Below are 17,217 nucleotides of genomic sequence, written 5' to 3'. Positions count from 1 at the left end.
GTTGATCGACTCCGAGTGGGTAGGCCGCCATTCTACCCAATGAGGGGGTCGGTTTACATTCATCGGTGAATGCTACGTTGGTCCGGGATCGCTTGAGGCGCCCGCCGGGATGCGTGAATATGAGACGGCGCTTATTTCAGGAGATCGCCTCATGGCTCGCGCTCCCTTCGAGCTCGCCGACGTCCGGGTGGCGCCGGGCACGCGCCAGCAGATCGACGTGCCGGCAGCCCGGCTCTATACCCATGCGCCCTTGTACATTCCGGTGGAGGTGGTCCACGGCCGCCAGCCGGGGCCGGTGATGCTGGTCTGCGGCGGCATTCACGGCGACGAGATCAACGGCGTGGAGATCGTGCGCCGGCTGCTGCGCTCGCGGCAGCTGAAGGGGCTGCGCGGGACCCTGATCGGCGTGCCGATCGTCAACGTCTTCGGCTTCGTCCAGCACAGCCGCTACCTGCCCGACCGTCGCGACCTCAACCGCTGCTTCCCGGGCAGCGAGTCGGGGTCGCTGGGCAGCCGGATCGCGGCGCTGTTCCGCGAGCAGATCGTCGACCAGGCCACCCATATCATCGATCTGCATACCGGTGCCCTGCATCGCACCAACCTGCCACAGATTCGCGCCCGGCTGACGCCCGGCAGCGAGACCGAACGCATGGCCGATGCCTTCGGTGCGCCGGTGATCCTCAACGCCGAGCTGCGCGACGGCAGCCTGCGCCACTACGCCGAGAGCCGCGACATTCCGGTGCTGACCTACGAGGCCGGCGAGGCGCTGCGCTTCGACGAGTGGGCGATCACGCCGGGCGTGCGCGGCGTGCTGCGGGTGATGCGCCGGCTCGGCATGCTCGGGGGAGAGAAGCGCCGCCGTCCGCCGCCCGCCGCCGAGGTGGCGGGTGGCTCGAGCTGGGCGCGGGCGCCGATCGACGGCATCCTGCGACCGCAGGTGCGCCTCGGTGCCCGGGTGGCGGCGGGGGAGCTGCTGGGGCGGGTGGCCGATCCCTTCGGCAACGCCGAGGGCGAGGTGCGGGCCGTGGCCGACGGCATCGTGATCGGCATGAGCCGCCTGCCGCTGGCCAACGAGGGCGAGGCGCTGTTCCACATCGCCCGCTTCGATGCGATCGAGGAGGCCGAGAGCGCCGTCGAGAGCTTCCAGTCGAGCCTCGAGCCGCCCCCCGACGCCCTGTACTGACGCGTTACCGCCGACGGACGGCTCAGCCGGCCAGGCTGGTCTCCTGCGGCCGGGGCACCAGGCCCAGGGCGTCGTCGAACACCGCGAGGCCGGCGCCCTCGCGGTGGGCATGCTCCGAGAGATGGCGGCGGAACTTGCGCCCGCCCGGGCAGCCCTGGAACAGGCCGAGCAGGTGGCGGGTCATGTGGTTGAGCCTCGCGCCTTCCTCGAGCCGGCGGGCGATGTAGGGGCGCAAGGCCTCGGCGGCGGCATGGCGATCCGCCGCGGGGCCGTCCTCGCCGTAGAGGCGACGGTCGACGTCGGCCAGCAGCCAGGGGTTCTGGTAGGCCTCGCGGCCGACCATCACGCTGTCCACGTGCTCGAGCTGGGCCTGGCACTCGTCGAGCGTCTTGATGCCGCCGTTGATGCCGATGTGCAGGTCGGGGCGCTGCTGCTTGAGGCGATGCACGCGGCCGTAGTTGAGCGGCGGCACGTCGCGGTTCTCCTTCGGCGACAGCCCCTCCAGCCAGGCCTTGCGGGCATGCACGGTGAACACCTCGCAGCCGGCGTCGGCGACCTGCTCGATGAAGTGCGCCAGGTCGGCGTCCTCGTCCTGGTCGTCGATGCCGATGCGACACTTCACGGTGACCGGGATCGACACCGCCTCGCGCATCGCGGCCACCGCCGCCGCCACCTTCTCGGGATGGGCCATCAGGCAGGCGCCGATCAGGTTGTTCTGTACCCGGTCGCTGGGGCAGCCGACGTTGAGATTGACCTCGTCATAGCCCCAGGCCTCGGCGATCGCCGCGCACTCGGCCAGTGCGCCGGCGTCGCTGCCGCCGAGCTGCAGGGCCAGCGGATGCTCCACGTCGTCGTAGCCGAGGAAGCGCTCTCGGGGGCTGCCGTGCAGGATGGCGCCGGTGGTCACCATCTCGGTGTAGAGCAGGGTGCGGCGCGTCAGGGTCCGGGCGAATGCGCGGTAGTCGCGGGTCGTCCAGTCCATCATCGGGGCCACGGAGAAGGTGCGGTCAAGATCGGTCATCGGCGTCACGGGGTCGGTCGAGAAGCGCGTATTCTACCAGTCATGGCGCGGGGTGCGAGTGCTGCAGGCGAGCGTGAAAGGCCTCGGCGACGATATCGTCCATACTCGCCAGGACGGAGGTGTGAAACGGCTGCTGAAGGAAGGGTGAATGGGGCGTCATGATCTCGGCGAATCCCGAGGCGAGCGGCTATCGCGTCTGGGACCGGCTGGCCGGGGGCGGAGGAAGGAGGGGGGAGACGATGAACGATCGCAGAGTCGCGCTGGAGCGGCTGAAGGAAGAGCTCGAGGCGCGTCTGGCTCGATACCGTCAGCACCGGGAGCGTCGCGCCGGTCCGCTGGACAAGGACATGGAGGACCAGCCGCTGGAGACACGGGACGACGAGGTGGTGGCGTCGCTGGAGGCGGAAGCCGAGGACGAGCTGTCCCAGGTCCGCCATGCCCTGGCCCGGATCCGCGAGGGTCGGGGCGAGGCGTGCGAGTGCTGTGGCGAGCCGATCGAGGCGGGTCGCCTGGCGGCGGTGCCGCATGCGACCCTGTGTCGAGCGTGTCAGGGGGCGTGAGGCGCGAGTCGGACATTTCCGCACAGGGAGGACGGGCATGACAGCATGGCAGCGAAGCGCTCGGGTGACGGGCCTGGTGCTGGGGTTGGCCCTGGCCGGCTGCGGCGGCAGCGAGGACGGCGAATCGCCGGCCGATGAGCGGCTGGGCGGCGTGGCGCAGCCCGACACCGAGATCGAGGCGGCGTCCTCCGAACCGGCACCCGAGGTCGCGCCGTTCGACGAGGCGGTGAGCGTCGGCATCGATGCGCGGCTGCGCAGCGATCGCCGCCTGATGGTCGAGGGCACCACCAATCTGCCCGAGGCGACGCGCCTGCAGGTGCTGGTGGAGCGCGAGCTCAGCGGTGTGCGCTGGCAGGAGCGCACCGTGGTCGAGGCGGGAGGCGGCTTTGCGGCCGGTCCCTTCGGTCCGGGCAGCGGGTTGCCGGACGGCGGGTATCGCATCACCGTCAACATGCCGCCCGCCTCGGTGCAGCCGTCCGAGGTGCGGGCACGGCTGGGCGAGGAGGGGGAGCATCTGCGCGGTCCGCTGGTGCAGCCCTCGCGTCACGGACTGGGGCAGGTGATCAGCGCCAGTCAGCGCTTCCTGGTCGGCAGCGAGCCACGGCATACCACCGACCAGGTGGAGGTCATGGAAGTGGAGTGAGCGTGCCGGCTCAGAGCGCCTCGAAGCGCCACAGGGCGACGACCTTGCCCAGCAGTCGGCAGTCGGGGGTGTAGGGCGTCGGCTCGGCGTCGTCCCGGCGCTGGAAGGTGAGCTCGCCCCTGGCGTCCTGCTGGACACGGCGCAGCGCCAGCCTGCCGGCTTCCTCGATCAGGTAGAGGCCCGGCTGACGAAAGATGTCGGTGGGGGCGATGGCGGCCAGGTCGTTCGGGTTCAGGTAGTCGAGCGCCTCGTCGGGGGCCGGTGTCACCAGGTGGCAGTCGCCGTCCCAGCGCTGTCCGGGGGTGAGCTCGATGGGCAGCTCGATGCCCTTGGCCTCGGTGCCTTCCCGGGCCCAGGGCGGCGGGCCGTCGGCCCGCAGGAACAGCGGGGCAGGCCGGCTGGCGTCGTTGTCGAGCAGCGCGGACAGCGGGCAGCCGAGGGCGCCGGCCAGTGCCACCAGGCGCTCGTGGCCGATCTGCTTGATGGCCCCGGATTCCCAATAGGAGATGGTGACGTCCGAGACGCCGACTCGGCGGGCCAGGGCCGCCTTGTTGAGATTGGCCTCCAGGCGAAGTTGTTTGATCCGTGGGCCGAGTGTTTCCATGAACGTCGTCCTGTCTGAGGTCATCTACGAAGGGGGGCATGGCATGGTCTGCGATTGCCTGTGACTGTGCAATAGCGAGCATCAACGTTATGACCACCGACGCGTCCGAATGTCACCATGCGATGGGCTGGTCGTCCCAGTCCCTGAAGCCGCCGGTGTCCGACGGTGAGCGTCTGCTCAGCACCGTGAGCAGGCGTTCGGCCACGAAGTTCGGGGTGAACAGCTTGCCTTCGGGCACGCGTGCCTGGAAGGGCGCCGACAGCTCGGTGTCGGTGGTGCCGGGGTGCAGGCAGGTGACGCAGGCGTGGGGATTGAGGCGACGCAGCTCCACCGAGGCGGTCTTCATCAGCATGTTGTGAGCCGCCTTGCTGGCGCGATAGGCGTACCAGCCGCCCATCCGGTTGTCGTCGATGGAGCCGACCCGGGCCGAGAGGCTGCCGATCAGCACGGGGTGGCGCCCCTTGAGCGAGGGTGCGAGTGTCTTGAGCAGCAGCGCCGGAGTGGCGGCATTGACGTGGAACAGCCGGCCCAGGGCGTCGGCGTCGAGGTCCTCGAGCTTCTTCTCCGGCGTGATGCCGTCCGCCTCGTCGTGCAACATGCCCATGGCATTGATCACCAGGTGCAGTCGTTGGCCGTCGAGGGCCTCGCCCAGTGACGTCAGTCCCGGTTCGGTGCCGAGGTCCAGAGCGTGGCCGGTCAGTCGCGGGTCGTCGCGGTTCACCGCCTGGCGGCTGACGGCGTGCAGGCGGGCCAGGCGCGGCTCGGCCAGCAGGGCGTCGATCAGGGCCGAGCCGATGCCGCCGGAGGCGCCGGTGACCAGGGCGGTGAAGCCGTCGGGCAGTTGGGGAAACATGGCGCTCCTTGCTGGCGGTGGCGTTATGGATGGACCCTCTTGCCCGCCAATGATTCCACGGCGCGGCTGCCGGCGTCACGCGAGGCGCGTATAATGCGCGCATTCCTGGCCGCCCGCCGGCATGCCATCGGCTCAGTGGGGTGCCAGGGCTCCATTCCCCCGACCGGACCAAGGACGACATGACCGTACGTACCCGTATCGCGCCGTCTCCCACCGGCGATCCCCACGTGGGAACCGCCTACATCGCCCTGTTCAACCTGTGCTTCGCCCGTCAGCACGGCGGCGAGTTCATCCTGCGCATCGAGGATACCGACCGGGTGCGCTCGACCGCCGAGTCGGAGCAGATGATCCTCGATTCCCTGCGCTGGCTGGGGCTGGAGTGGGACGAGGGCCCCGATGTGGGCGGACCGCATGGCCCCTATCGGCAGAGCGAGCGCGGCGACATCTACGCCGAGCATGCGCGCAAGCTGATCGAGTCCGGTCATGCCTTCAAGTGCTACCGCACCAGCGAGGAGCTCGACGAGCTGCGCGAGACGCGCAAGGCCGCCGGCCTGCACCTGGCGCTGAAGCCGGCCGATCTGGCGCTGCCCGAGGAAGAGGTCGCCCGCCGCGAGCGCGAGGGCTGGCCCCATGTGGTGCGCATGCACGTGCCGGCCAGCGGCACCTGCGTGGTCGACGACATGCTTCGCGGTACCATCGAGGTCGACTGGGCCCAGGTGGACGCTCAGATCCTGCTCAAGTCCGACGGCATGCCGACCTACCACCTGGCCAACGTGGTCGACGACCACCTGATGGGCATCACCCACGTGCTGCGCGGCGAGGAGTGGATCAACTCCGCGCCCAAGCACCAGCTGCTGTACGAGTACTTCGGCTGGCCGATGCCGACGCTGTGCCACATGCCGCTGCTGCGCAACCCGGACAAGTCGAAGCTCTCCAAGCGCAAGAACCCGACCTCGATCAACTACTACCGGCGCATGGGGTTCCTGCCCCAGGCGGTGACCAACTATCTCGGTCGCATGGGTTGGTCGATGCCGGACGAGCGTGAGAAGTTCACCCTCGACGAGATGATGAGCCACTTCGACGTGCAGCGGGTCTCGCTGGGCGGGCCGGTGTTCGACCTGCAGAAGCTGAGCTGGCTCAACGGCCTCTACATCCGCGAGGACCTGGACGACGACGCCTTCCTCAAGGCGTTGCGTGACTGGGCCTTCAACGAGGCGTACGTGCGCCAGATCCTGCCGCAGGTGCGCCCGCGGGTGGAGACGCTGTCCGACGTGATGCCGCTGGCCGGCCACTTCTTCTCCGGCGTGCCGGCGATCGAAGAGGGCGACTTCGACGGCGTCAAGCTCGGCCGCGAGGACCTGGTGAAGCTGCTGCAGTTCCTGACCTGGCGCCTCGAGACCGTGCCGGCCTGGCAAAAGGACGCCCTGCTGGCCGAGGTCAAGGCGCTGGCCGCGCACTTCGAGCTCAAGATGAAGGACTTCCTCGCGCCGGTCTTCATCGCCATCACCGGCTCCGCCGCTAGCACCTCGGTGATGGACGCCATGGCGATCCTCGGCTCGGACATGACCCGGGCGCGCCTGCGCCACGCCATCGCGGTGCTGGGCGGCGTGTCCAAGAAGCAGGCCAAGCGCTTCGAGAAGGAATACCGCGAAATCTGACGCGGCGTTCACAGTGCCAGGCGGTGCCGTCGGCGCGCCTGGCACTTCGCGCGCCAAGGGGCAGGGGGGGAGCGGAGCAGAAAATTCGCACTTCCCCGTTGACGAAGGCGAAGGGAATCAGTATTATACGCCTCGTCTTCACGGCATGTGGGGCCTTAGCTCAGCTGGGAGAGCGCAACACTGGCAGTGTTGAGGTCAGCGGTTCGATCCCGCTAGGCTCCACCATCAACGTCATCGAAGATGATGCGTCCCATTCGTCTAGTGGTCCAGGACACCGCCCTTTCACGGCGGTAACAGGGGTTCGAACCCCCTATGGGACGCCACTACATTCTGCTTATACCTTCCCGGACGCTTCAGGCGTCTTTTTTTGTCTCCGCCGTTGGCGCCCTGGGGTGCCATGCCGTGCGGGACTCATGCTTTTCCCCTAGAAAAGGCCGTTCCTGGCCTTGACTTGTCCACTTGAGCGGTTCCTGACGCAATGCTTGTTCACAGCATCGCGGCAAAAGCCCGTGGTTATGGGGTTTTTAAGTTAGTGCTTTAAAATCAAAGGCTTGGGTACGATCAAATTTTGATCAATCTGAGCGCGACCCGCTGCCCATGGCGATTCTGAGCGATTCCCCAACGGTTTTGAACAGGTTTATCCACAGATTGTGTGGAAAACGCTGCGAAACGGCGTCAGTACGATGACAGCGGTGGAAAAGCCGGGCTGGCACCCTGCTCGGTTGCGCTCGGCGCGGATGTGAGAGGGGTGGAAGTGAGAGGGGCGGGGTGGTGCTCGCGGCATCGTCACCCGACGATGCCGTCAGGGCCTCGGAATGGCCCGCAGAGGACGTCGGTGTGAGGCGTCGGTATCTGGGTGGGGCGGGGCGGCGTCACCCTCTGTGGCGCTCCTGCGGCAGCTGGGCGAGGGGCGGGCCTGGGGAGGTCCGCCGATGCGGTATCGAGGGGCGCCGAGCGGGGAGGTGGCGGTTCGTCGCCGAGGACCGTCACACACCGGAAGTGCAGCGCGGGCCACAAGCGCAAGAAGGCCGCCCCGAGGGGCGGCCTTCTTCGTCCGGGCGAGTCGTTCGCCGATTACTTGGCGGGGTAGTCGCGCTGGGTGTGGCCGGTGTAGAGCTGGCGCGGACGGCTGATCTTGTAGCTGTCGCTGAGCATCTCGTGCCAGTGGGAGATCCAGCCGATGGTGCGGGACACCGCGAAGATCACGGTGAACATGTTGGTCGGGATGCCCATGGCCTTGAGGATGATGCCGGAGTAGAAGTCGACGTTCGGGTAGAGCTTGCGCTCGACGAAGTACTCGTCTTCCAGGGCGATCTGTTCGAGGCGCTTGGCGATCTTGAGCTGCGGGTCGTCGGCCTTGCCCAGCTGCTCCAGGACCTCGTCGCAGGTCTCCTTCATGACCTTGGCGCGCGGGTCGAAGTTGCGATAGACGCGGTGACCGAAGCCCATCAGCTTGAACGGGTCGTTCTTGTCCTTGGCCTTGTCGATGAAGCGCTGGATGTTCTCTTCGGAATCGTCGCCGATCTCGTCGAGCATGTTCAGCACCGCCTCGTTGGCGCCGCCGTGGGCCGGGCCCCAGAGGGCCGCGATGCCGGCGCTGATGCAGGCAAACGGATTGGCGCCGGTGGAGCCGGCCAGGCGCACCGTGGAGGTGGAGGCGTTCTGCTCGTGGTCGGCGTGGAGCATGAAGATGCGATCCATCGCCTTGGCGAACACCGGGTTGATCTCGTAGTCCTCGCACGGGTTGCTGAACATCATGTAGAGGAAGTTCTCTGCATAGTTCAGGTCGTTGCGCGGATAGACGAACGGCTGGCCCACGTTGTACTTGTGGGACATGGCCGCGATGGTCGGCATCTTGGCGATCAGGCGGATGGCGCTGATCTCGCGGTCTTCCTGCTTGGTGATGTCGAGATGATCGTGATAGAAGGCCGCCAGGCCGCCGACCACGCCGCACAGGATCGACATCGGGTGGGCGTCGCGACGGAAGCCCTTGAAGAAGTTGGCCAGCTGCTCGTGCACCATGGTGTGGTGGGTCACGCGCTCCGCGAACTCGGCGTACTGCGCGTCGTTGGGCAGCTCGCCGAACAGCAGCAGATAGCACAGTTCGACGAAGTCGGACTGCTTGGCCAGCTGGTCGATCGGGTAGCCGCGGTGCAGCAGCACGCCCTTGCCGCCATCGATGTAGGTGATGGCGGACTGGCAGGAGGAGGTCGCCATGAAGCCGGGGTCATAGGTGAACAGGCCCTCGGCGCCCAGGCCGCGAACGTCGATGACATCCGGCCCCGCGGCGCCCGAGTAGACCGGCAGCTCGATCGATTTCTCCAGGCCTTCTACCGTCAACGTTGCTTTCCTGTCAGCCATAACTGGCCTCCTCTCGAGTTCTTGGTGGCGCGATAAGTCGTGATTTCGCGGAACTTGCCGGCGAAAAGGTTCGCCCACTATAGAAGCGTCTTTTCGATTGTCAATTCATCCATCGATGCTGGTCTGTTGTTCGGGAGGCGTTTTTTGTATAGCTTTTGTATCGGATATGGTGCCTTGCACCATGCTGGGGCGATCGGTCGCATGGCAGGCTCATGACACTGCCAAGCGGCCGAGAGGCGGAGTTTTTTTCGCCATCATGCGCCTCCCGCCATGGTCTGGTTGGCAAGCTAGTGATTTGTCATCGATGTGGGCATGGCCCTATAATCCAGTCCCGCGACTGGCAGGAAAAGGGAGATCGTGACCCGCAAGGCATGATCGTTCTCCTTCCCGAAACCACCGCCCGTGTCGGGCTCTCCACGAGTGCCCAGGAACGGGCCAAGAGAGTGTGTAGAGAGCCGTGAATAGCAAACGACCCGTAAATCTGGATCTGTCCACGATACAGTTCCCCCTCCCCGCCTTGACGTCGATCGCCCACCGCATCACCGGCGTCATCCTCTTCATCGGCCTGATCTTCGGCTTCTGGGCGCTGGATGCCTCGCTGTCTTCTCCGGAAGGCTTCGCCGCGGTCAGCGATGCCCTGGCTCACAATGTGTTGGCCAAGCTGATTGCCTGGGGGCTGCTGTCCGCCCTGGCGTTCCACTTCGTGGCCGGCGTCAAGCACCTGCTGATGGACGCCGACATCGGCGTGACCCTCGAAGGTGGCGTCAAGAAGGCGCAGATCACCGTCGTGGCAAGCGCGGTCCTGATCATTCTGGCTGGAGTCTGGGTATGGTAACCAACATCACGAACTTCGGGCGCAGCGGGCTGTCCGACTGGCTCGTTCAGCGCGTCTCGGCCGTTATTCTGGCCCTCTACACACTCTTCATCGTCGGCTACCTGCTGCTCCACCCCGGGCTCGACTACGCGACCTGGAGCGGGCTCTTCGACCAGACCTGGATGCGCATCTTCTCGCTGCTGGCCTTCGTGTCCCTGTCCGCCCACGCCTGGGTGGGGCTGTGGACCGTGACCACCGACTATCTCAAGCCGACCGGCATTCGTCTTGCCGTCCAGACCGTCATCATCCTGGCCATCTTCGTGTTCCTGGTCTGGGGTATTCAAGTCCTGTGGGGAGCCTGATCCATGTCCAACATGCGTAGCCTGACCTTCGACGCCATCATCATCGGCGGTGGCGGTTCCGGCCTGCGGGCCGCCCTCGAGCTGGCCAAGTCCGGCAAGAAGACCGCCGTGCTGTCCAAGGTCTTCCCGACCCGCTCGCACACCGTGTCCGCCCAGGGCGGCATCACCTGTGCCATCGCCTCCGCCGACCCCAACGACGACTGGCGCTGGCACATGTACGACACCGTCAAGGGCGGCGACTACATCGCCGACCAGGACGCGGCCGAGTACATGTGCTCCGAGGGTCCCAAGGCGGTCTTCGAGCTCGAGCACATGGGCCTGCCGTTCTCCCGCTTCGACAACGGCCGCATCTATCAGCGCCCGTTCGGCGGCCAGTCCAAGAACTTCGGTGAAGGCGGCCAGGCGGCCCGTACCTGTGCCGCGGCGGACCGTACCGGTCATGCCCTGCTGCATACCCTTTACCAGAACAACCTGAAGAACAATACCACCTTCCTCAACGAGTGGTACGCCGTCGACCTGGTCAAGAACGCCAACGGCGACGTCGTCGGCTGCATCGCCATGGACATCGAGTCCGGCGAAGTGGTGCACATCAAGTCCAAGGCCACCGTGCTGGCCACCGGCGGTTCCGGCCGCATCTATGCCTCCACCACCAATGCCCTGATCAACACCGGTGACGGCATCGGCATGGCGCTGCGCGCCGGCTTCCCGATGCAGGACATGGAGATGTGGCAGTTCCACCCGACCGGCATCTACGGCGCCGGCACCCTGGTCACCGAGGGGTGTCGCGGCGAGGGTGGCTACCTGGTCAACAAGGACGGCGAGCGCTTCATGGAGCGTTATGCCCCCAACGCCAAGGACCTGGCCGGCCGCGACGTGGTCGCGCGCTCCATGGTCATGGAGATCCTCGAGGGTCGTGGCTGCGGCGAGAACGGCGACCACGTCTACCTCAAGCTCGACCACCTCGGCGAGGAAGTCCTCGGCAAACGTCTGCCGGGCATCGTCGAGCTGTCCAAGACCTTCGCCCATGTGGATCCGGCCAAGGAGCCGATCCCGGTCGTGCCGACCTGTCACTACATGATGGGCGGCGTGCCGACCAACGTGCACGGCCAGGCCATCATGCAGGACGGCGACGGCAACGATCAGATCGTCAACGGCCTCTACGCCGTCGGCGAGGCGGCCTGCGTGTCGGTCCACGGCGCCAACCGCCTGGGCGGCAACTCGCTGCTCGACCTGGTGGTGTTCGGCCGCGCGGCCGGCATGTTCATCGAGAGCGCGCTCAACGAGGGCGTCGAGTACCTGGCGGCCAGCGATTCCGACGTCGAGTCGGCCATGAAGCGCATCAACCGCTGGAACGAGTCCGAGGACGGCGAGACCGTGCCCGAGCTCAAGCGTGCGCTGCAGGACATCATGCAGAACGCCTTCGGCGTCTTCCGTCAGGAAGAGAACATGCAGAAGGGCGTCCAGCAGCTGGCCGAGCTGCGTGAGCGCATCAACAACGCTTACCTGCCGGACAAGTCCAACACCTTCAACACCGCCCGGGTCGAGGCTCTCGAGCTCGACAACCTGATGGAAGTCGCCGAGGCCACCGCCATCGCGGCCCTCGAGCGCAAGGAGAGCCGTGGTGCCCACTCACGCTACGACTACCCGGATCGCGACGACGTCAACTGGCTGAAGCACTCCATGTATTTCCCGGCCGAGAAGCGCCTGGGGCAGCGTGATGTGAACTTCGCGCCCAAGACCGTCGATATGTTCGAACCGAAAGTCCGTACCTACTGAGGGGAGTCACGATGTCCACGCTTCAGGTATCCCTGTACCGCTACAATCCCGAGACGGACTCCGCCCCCTACATGGAGGAGTTCCAGGTCGACACCCAGGGCCGCGACCTGATGGTGCTCGACGTCCTGCACCTGGTGAAGGAGCAGGACAACGGCCTGGCCTATCGTCGCAGCTGCCGCGAGGGCGTGTGCGGCTCCGACGGCATGAACATGAACGGCAAGAACGGCCTGGCCTGCATCACGCCGCTGTCCGACGTGGTCAAGAAGGGCAAGCTGACCCTGCGTCCGCTGCCCGGCCTGCCGGTCATCCGTGACCTGGTGGTCGACATGAGCCTGTTCTACCAGCAGTACGAGCGCATCCAGCCGTACCTGCAGAACGACACGCCGGCGCCGGCCATCGAGCGTCTGCAGTCGCCGGAGGATCGCGACAAGCTCGACGGCCTCTACGAGTGCATCCTGTGCGCCTGCTGCTCGACCTCCTGCCCGTCGTTCTGGTGGAACCCGGACAAGTTCGTCGGCCCGGCCGGCCTGCTGCAGGCCTACCGCTTCCTGGCCGATTCCCGCGACGAGGCCACCCGCGAGCGTCTGGAAGAGCTCCAGGATCCGTTCAGCGTGTTCCGCTGCCGCGGCATCATGAACTGTGTGGCGGTGTGCCCGAAGGGGCTCAACCCCACTCGCGCGATCGGCAAGATTCGCGAGATGCTGCTGGCGGATGCCACTTAAATCGTGGGCCGGGGCTTGTTATCATACGCCCCAGGCTGCGACGTGCTGTCGCAGCCTGGCCCCCGGTGAGACGTCCGAAGCCGGTGCCTCGTGCACCGGCTTTTGACCATAGAAACAAGGTGTCTGCCCCGCCGGCTGGCTACCTAACTGATGTCGCCACGGGTGAGCCGTGACGGCCGACACCACCCCATCAGTGCAGGGTGACCGAGAGATGCAACAAGGCATAATGGAGTTGATGTGGCGCTCCTCCCATGTCAGTGGCAGCAATGTCCACTACGTGGAAGCGCTCTACGAGCAGTACCTCGATGACCCCTCTGCCGTTCCCGATGAATGGCGTCAGTACTTCGATCAACTGCCGAGACCCGATGGCAGCGCCACTCAAGACGTTCCGCTTGCCCCTACCCGCGAACAGTTCTATCAGCTAGGCCGTCAGCGCCGCACCGCCCAGACCGCTGCCGCCGCTCCCGAGAGCGACGCGAACCGCAAGCAGGTCAAGGTGCTGCAGCTGATCAACGCCTACCGCTTCCGCGGGCACCAGAAGGCCGATATCGATCCCCTCGATCTGCGCAGCCCGACCCCGGTGCCCGATCTGGATCTGTCCTTCCACCAGCTCTCCAAGGCCGACCTGGATACCGAATTCCAGACCGGCTCCTTCTTCATGGGGCTGGACAAGGCGCCGCTGAAGCAGATCGTCGAGGCGCTGGAGCAGACCTACTGCCGCAGCATCGGCTGCGAGTTCATGCACATCGTCGATACCGAAGAGAAGCGCTGGCTGCAGCAGCGTTTCGAGTCGGTGCGCTCGGCGCCCAAGTTCAGCGAGGACGTCCGCAAGCACGTCTTCGAGCGGCTCAGTGCCGCCGAGGGCCTGGAGAGCTATCTGGCCTCCAAGTACCCGGGCACCAAGCGCTTCGGCCTGGAAGGCGGCGAGTCCTTCATCCCGATGATGGACGAGCTGATCCAGCGCGCCGGTGGCTACGGCACCAAGGAAGTCGTGATCGGCATGGCCCACCGTGGCCGCCTCAACGTGCTGGTCAACATCCTGGGCAAGAACCCCTCCGAGCTGATCGACGAGTTCGACGGCAAGAAGCTGGTCGAGCGCGGCTCCGGCGACGTCAAGTATCACCAGGGCTTCAGTTCCAACGTCATGACACCGGGTGGCGAAGTCCACCTGGCCATGTCGTTCAACCCCTCCCACCTGGAAATCGTCGCGCCGGTGGTCGAGGGGTCGGTGCGGGCCCGTCAGGATCGCCGCAACGACAGCGACGGCGGCAAGGTGCTGCCGATCAACGTCCACGGCGACGCGGCCTTCGCCGGCCAGGGCGTGGTCATGGAGACGTTCCAGATGTCCCAGACCCGTGCTTACCGGACCGGCGGCACGGTGCACATCGTGATCAACAACCAGGTGGGCTTCACCACGTCCCACCCGGAAGACTCGCGCTCCACCGAGTACTGCACCGACATCGCCAAGATGGTTCAGGCGCCGATCTTCCACGTCAACGGCGACGATCCCGACGCCGTGCTGCATGCCACCCAGGTGGCGCTGGACTACCGCCAGCAGTTCAAGAAGGACGTGGTCATCGACCTGGTGTGCTACCGCCGCCGCGGCCACAACGAGGCCGACGAGCCGTCCGGCACCCAGCCGATGATGTACAGCAAGATCAAGAACCATCCGTCCTCGCGCGCGCTGTTCGCCGAGCGCCTGGTCAAGGAAGGGTTGATCAGCGAAGACGAGGCCAAGGCCACCATGGAAGGCTACCGCGACGACCTGGTCGCCGGTAACCACGTGGCCAACGCCCTGGTGCAGAAGCCGAACACCGCGCTGTTCGTCGACTGGAAGCCCTATCTCGGCCACGAGTGGAGCGGCCACACCGACACCAGCTTCGACATGAAGCGCCTGCAGCATCTGGCGGCGCGCATGTGCGAGGTGCCGGACGGCGTCAGCGTGCAGCGTCAGGTCGCCAAGATCTATGACGACCGCCGCAAGATGCAGGCCGGCGGCATGGCCTGCAACTGGGGCTTCGCCGAGACCCTGGCCTACGCCACGCTGCTCGACCAGGGCCACCCGATTCGCCTGACCGGCCAGGACGTGGGTCGCGGCACCTTCTCCCACCGCCATGCGGTGGTGCACAACCAGAAGGACGGCAGCACCTTCGTGCCGCTCCAGCACCTGAGCGACGGCCAGCCGCGCTTCACCATCCACGACTCGTTCCTGTCGGAAGAAGCCGTGCTGGCGTTCGAGTACGGCTACTCCACCACGGCGCCCAACGACCTGGTGATCTGGGAAGCGCAGTTCGGCGACTTCTTCAACGGCGCCCAGGTGGTGGTCGATCAGTTCATCTCCTCCGGCGAGACCAAGTGGGAGCGCCTGTGCGGCCTGACCATGCTGCTGCCGCATGGCTACGAGGGCCAGGGCCCCGAGCACTCCTCCGCGCGTCTGGAGCGCTTCCTGCAGCTGTGTGCCGAGCACAACATGCAGGTCTGCGTGCCGACCACCCCGGCGCAGATCTTCCATCTGCTGCGCCGCCAGGTGATCCGCAAGCTGCGCAAGCCGCTGGTGGTGATGTCGCCGAAGAGCCTGCTGCGCCACAAGGATGCCACCTCCAGCCTCGACGAGCTGGCCGGCGGCAGCTTCCAGATGGTGATCCCCGACCAGGGCAAGCGCGACGCCGAGAAGGTCGAGCGCATCATCCTGTGTGCCGGCAAGGTCTACTACGATCTGGCCAACTGGCGCGAGGAGAACGCCCGCGACGACGTGGCCATCCTGCGTCTCGAACAGCTCTACCCGTTCCCCGAAGCCGAGCTCTTCGAGGCGATCAAGGCCTACACCAACGCCAGCGAAATGGTGTGGTGCCAGGAAGAGCCGCTCAACCAGGGCGCCTGGTACCCCAGTCAGCACCACATGCGCAGCGTGGCGGAGCAGCTCAAGACGGGCCTGGGCGGCAAGCTCAAGTTCGCCGGACGTCCGGCATCGGCCGCCCCCGCGGCGGGCTACATGTCCGTGCACACCGAACAGCAGCGCAAGCTGGTGGAAGACGCCTTCAACCTCTAAGGCAGCCCACCGGGACGAGAGAGAACACACAAGGGAAACGACATGGCTACCGAGATCAAGGCACCCACCTTTCCGGAATCCGTTGCCGAGGGCAGCGTGGCCGCCTGGCACAAGAAGCCGGGTGACAGCGTCGAGCGTGACGAGCTGATCGTCGAGATCGAGACCGACAAGGTGGTGCTCGAGGTCGTGGCACCCGAGGCCGGTACCCTGGCCGAGGTGCTGGCGGAAGAGGGCGACACCGTGCAGTCCGAGCAGGTGCTCGGCCGCATCGGCGAAGGCGCGGCCAGCGGCGGCGGCGACAAGGCCGAGGCCGCCAGCGAAGAGAAGAGCGATGCCGAGCCGGAGGCCGCTCCGGCCGCCGGCGGCGAGGCGCACGAGGTGAAGGCCCCGACCTTCCCCGAGTCCGTCCAGGAAGGCACCGTGGCCAGCTGGAACAAGCAGGTCGGCGAAGCCGTCAAGCGCGACGAGGTGCTGGCCGAGATCGAGACCGACAAGGTCGTGCTCGAGGTGGTCGCGCCGGCCGACGGCGCGCTGTCCGAGATCAAGGCCGAGGAAGGCAGCCAGGTGGCCTCCGAAGAGGTGCTGGCGATCTTCACCGCCGGCGCCGGCGGCGATGCCACGCCGGCTTCCAGCGAGGGCAAGGCCGCCGCGTCCGCCGATGACGGCGCCAGCGACGAGAAGGTCGGCGACAAGATCCTCGCCCCGGCCGCACGCAAGCTGGTCGCCGAGCACGACCTCGACGTCGGCAAGCTCGAAGGCACCGGCAAGGGCGGTCGCGTGCTCAAGGAAGACGTGCAGAAGGCGATCAAGGACGGCAGCGCCAAGAAGGCCGCCAAGTCCGCCCAGCCGTCAGGCGCCAAGGCCGCCGCGGCGCCGGCCCCGGCCGTCGAGGGCGAGCGTCCCGAGAAGCGCGTGCCGATGACCCGCCTGCGCAAGACCATCGCCAAGCGTCTGGTCGAGGCCCAGCAGACCGCCGCCATGCTGACCACCTACAACGAGGTGGACATGGGCGCAGTCATGGACCTGCGCGCGCAGTACAAGGACACCTTCCTCAAGGCCCACGACACCAAGCTCGGCTTCATGGGCTTCTTCGTCAAGGCGGCCTCCGAGGCGCTCAAGCGCTTCCCGGACGTCAACGCCTCCATCGACGGCGACGACATCGTCTACCACGGCTATCAGGACATCGGCGTGGCCGTGTCCACCGACCGTGGCCTGGTGGTGCCGGTGCTGCGCGATACCGACAGCATGAAGATCGCCGACGTCGAGAAGGGCATCGTCGACTTCGGCAAGCGTGCCCGTGATGGCAAGCTCGGCATCGACGAGATGCAGGGCGGCACCTTCACCATCACCAACGGCGGCATCTTCGGCTCGCTGATGTCCACGCCGATCCTCAACCCGCCGCAGACCGCGATCCTGGGCATGCACAAGATCCAGGAACGTCCGATGGCGGTGAACGGCAAGGTCGAGATCCGTCCGATGATGTACCTGGCGCTGTCATACGATCACCGCATGATCGATGGCAAGGACGCGGTGCAGTTCCTGGTGACCATCAAGGCACTGCTCGAGGATCCGGCCCGTCTGCTGCTGGATATCTGATCCGCGCGGGTTAAC

14 protein-coding genes and 2 tRNA genes are annotated in these 17,217 nt (G+C 66.4%); 12 read left to right on the top strand and 4 right to left on the bottom strand.

All coding sequences use genetic code 11. From position 1 onward, the window contains the following. Window positions 1–151 precede the first annotated feature (151 nt). Window positions 152–1,183 carry a succinylglutamate desuccinylase/aspartoacylase family protein gene (locus tag UYS_RS0213535; RefSeq protein WP_016856051.1) on the top strand — a complete coding sequence of 344 codons (1,032 nt, stop codon included), beginning with the start codon at window positions 152–154 and terminating at the stop codon, window positions 1,181–1,183. Window positions 1,184–1,205: 22 nt separating this feature from the next. Here the strand turns inward: UYS_RS0213535 and dusA are convergent, their stop codons facing one another. Beyond that, window positions 1,206–2,204, bottom strand: a complete 999-nt coding sequence (gene dusA / locus UYS_RS0213530; protein WP_016856050.1) for a tRNA dihydrouridine(20/20a) synthase DusA — start codon at window positions 2,202–2,204, stop codon at window positions 1,206–1,208. 239 nt (window positions 2,205–2,443) lie between these two features. Here dusA and UYS_RS0213525 point away from each other — a divergent pair, with 239 nt between their 5' ends. After that, window positions 2,444–2,764: a TraR/DksA family transcriptional regulator gene (locus UYS_RS0213525; protein WP_016856049.1), complete on the top strand. Its 321-nt coding sequence runs from the start codon at window positions 2,444–2,446 to the stop codon at window positions 2,762–2,764. A gap of 37 nt (window positions 2,765–2,801) precedes the next feature. Continuing rightward, a complete protein-coding gene (locus UYS_RS0213520) occupies window positions 2,802–3,407 on the top strand; it encodes a hypothetical protein (RefSeq protein ID WP_026068555.1) in 606 nt (201 codons plus the stop codon). Between the two features lie 10 nt (window positions 3,408–3,417). On the opposite strand, the gene UYS_RS17450 is transcribed toward UYS_RS0213520, so the two are convergent. Then, entirely contained in the window at window positions 3,418–4,011 is a 594-nt protein-coding gene (locus UYS_RS17450) for a helix-turn-helix domain-containing protein (protein ID WP_016856047.1), read from the bottom strand. 112 nt (window positions 4,012–4,123) lie between these two features. Continuing rightward, window positions 4,124–4,864 carry an SDR family NAD(P)-dependent oxidoreductase gene (locus UYS_RS0213510; RefSeq protein WP_016856046.1) on the bottom strand — a complete coding sequence of 247 codons (741 nt, stop codon included), beginning with the start codon at window positions 4,862–4,864 and terminating at the stop codon, window positions 4,124–4,126. 179 nt (window positions 4,865–5,043) lie between these two features. Between UYS_RS0213510 and gltX the strand changes: the two genes are divergently transcribed. From gltX to UYS_RS0213495, 3 genes are all read left to right on the top strand, one after another. Continuing rightward, window positions 5,044–6,522 (top strand): glutamate--tRNA ligase, encoded by a 1,479-nt coding sequence (gene gltX / locus UYS_RS0213505; protein WP_016856045.1) that lies wholly within the window; start codon window positions 5,044–5,046, stop codon window positions 6,520–6,522. Window positions 6,523–6,671: 149 nt separating this feature from the next. Continuing rightward, window positions 6,672–6,747 (top strand) — tRNA-Ala (locus UYS_RS0213500). Window positions 6,748–6,769: 22 nt separating this feature from the next. Continuing rightward, window positions 6,770–6,845: transfer RNA gene (locus UYS_RS0213495), tRNA-Glu, on the top strand. Between the two features lie 751 nt (window positions 6,846–7,596). Here UYS_RS0213495 and gltA read toward each other — a convergent pair. Then, the gene (gene gltA, locus UYS_RS0213490) at window positions 7,597–8,883 is read right to left on the bottom strand and encodes a citrate synthase (RefSeq protein ID WP_026068554.1); all 1,287 of its coding nucleotides are present in this window, start codon (window positions 8,881–8,883) and stop codon (window positions 7,597–7,599) included. Window positions 8,884–9,340: 457 nt separating this feature from the next. Here gltA and sdhC point away from each other — a divergent pair, with 457 nt between their 5' ends. The 6 genes from sdhC to odhB all read left to right on the top strand — a co-directional run bounded on the left by sdhC (window position 9,341) and on the right by odhB (window position 17,202). After that, window positions 9,341–9,718, top strand: a complete 378-nt coding sequence (gene sdhC, locus UYS_RS0213485) for a succinate dehydrogenase, cytochrome b556 subunit (protein ID WP_026068553.1) — start codon at window positions 9,341–9,343, stop codon at window positions 9,716–9,718. Further along, window positions 9,712–10,059: a succinate dehydrogenase, hydrophobic membrane anchor protein gene (gene sdhD / locus UYS_RS0213480; RefSeq protein WP_016856042.1), complete on the top strand. Its 348-nt coding sequence runs from the start codon at window positions 9,712–9,714 to the stop codon at window positions 10,057–10,059. The genes sdhC and sdhD overlap by 7 nt, the downstream gene beginning before the upstream one ends. 3 nt (window positions 10,060–10,062) lie before the next feature. Then, window positions 10,063–11,835, top strand: coding sequence for a succinate dehydrogenase flavoprotein subunit (gene sdhA, locus UYS_RS0213475; protein ID WP_016856041.1), 1,773 nt, complete (start codon window positions 10,063–10,065; stop codon window positions 11,833–11,835). An 11-nt stretch (window positions 11,836–11,846) separates the two neighbouring features. Then, a complete protein-coding gene (locus UYS_RS0213470) occupies window positions 11,847–12,557 on the top strand; it encodes a succinate dehydrogenase iron-sulfur subunit (RefSeq protein ID WP_016856040.1) in 711 nt (236 codons plus the stop codon). A 211-nt stretch (window positions 12,558–12,768) separates the two neighbouring features. After that, a complete protein-coding gene (locus UYS_RS0213465; protein ID WP_026068552.1) occupies window positions 12,769–15,606 on the top strand; it encodes a 2-oxoglutarate dehydrogenase E1 component in 2,838 nt (945 codons plus the stop codon). Between the two features lie 42 nt (window positions 15,607–15,648). Continuing rightward, window positions 15,649–17,202: a 2-oxoglutarate dehydrogenase complex dihydrolipoyllysine-residue succinyltransferase gene (gene odhB / locus UYS_RS0213460; RefSeq protein WP_016856038.1), complete on the top strand. Its 1,554-nt coding sequence runs from the start codon at window positions 15,649–15,651 to the stop codon at window positions 17,200–17,202. Window positions 17,203–17,217 lie beyond the last annotated feature (15 nt).

The sequence above is a fragment of the Halomonas smyrnensis AAD6 genome (assembly GCF_000265245.1).
Lineage (GTDB): Bacteria > Pseudomonadota > Gammaproteobacteria > Pseudomonadales > Halomonadaceae > Halomonas > Halomonas smyrnensis.
The sequence above is the reverse complement of the archived record's forward strand: the minus strand, read 5'-3'. Positions and strand labels throughout refer to the sequence as shown.

What these genes read in the sequence shown, in the direction of transcription:
- UYS_RS0213535 (WP_016856051.1), top strand. Translation starts at nt 152, where the DNA reads ATGGCTCGCGCTCCCTTCGAGCTCGCCGACGTCCGGGTGGCGCCGGGC.
- dusA (WP_016856050.1), bottom strand. Translation starts at nt 2,204, where the DNA reads ATGACCGATCTTGACCGCACCTTCTCCGTGGCCCCGATGATGGACTGG.
- UYS_RS0213525 (WP_016856049.1), top strand. Translation starts at nt 2,444, where the DNA reads ATGAACGATCGCAGAGTCGCGCTGGAGCGGCTGAAGGAAGAGCTCGAG.
- UYS_RS0213520 (WP_026068555.1), top strand. Translation starts at nt 2,802, where the DNA reads ATGACAGCATGGCAGCGAAGCGCTCGGGTGACGGGCCTGGTGCTGGGG.
- UYS_RS17450 (WP_016856047.1), bottom strand. Translation starts at nt 4,011, where the DNA reads ATGGAAACACTCGGCCCACGGATCAAACAACTTCGCCTGGAGGCCAAT.
- UYS_RS0213510 (WP_016856046.1), bottom strand. Translation starts at nt 4,864, where the DNA reads ATGTTTCCCCAACTGCCCGACGGCTTCACCGCCCTGGTCACCGGCGCC.
- gltX (WP_016856045.1), top strand. Translation starts at nt 5,044, where the DNA reads ATGACCGTACGTACCCGTATCGCGCCGTCTCCCACCGGCGATCCCCAC.
- gltA (WP_026068554.1), bottom strand. Translation starts at nt 8,883, where the DNA reads ATGGCTGACAGGAAAGCAACGTTGACGGTAGAAGGCCTGGAGAAATCG.
- sdhD (WP_016856042.1), top strand. Translation starts at nt 9,712, where the DNA reads ATGGTAACCAACATCACGAACTTCGGGCGCAGCGGGCTGTCCGACTGG.
- sdhA (WP_016856041.1), top strand. Translation starts at nt 10,063, where the DNA reads ATGTCCAACATGCGTAGCCTGACCTTCGACGCCATCATCATCGGCGGT.
- UYS_RS0213470 (WP_016856040.1), top strand. Translation starts at nt 11,847, where the DNA reads ATGTCCACGCTTCAGGTATCCCTGTACCGCTACAATCCCGAGACGGAC.
- UYS_RS0213465 (WP_026068552.1), top strand. Translation starts at nt 12,769, where the DNA reads ATGCAACAAGGCATAATGGAGTTGATGTGGCGCTCCTCCCATGTCAGT.
- odhB (WP_016856038.1), top strand. Translation starts at nt 15,649, where the DNA reads ATGGCTACCGAGATCAAGGCACCCACCTTTCCGGAATCCGTTGCCGAG.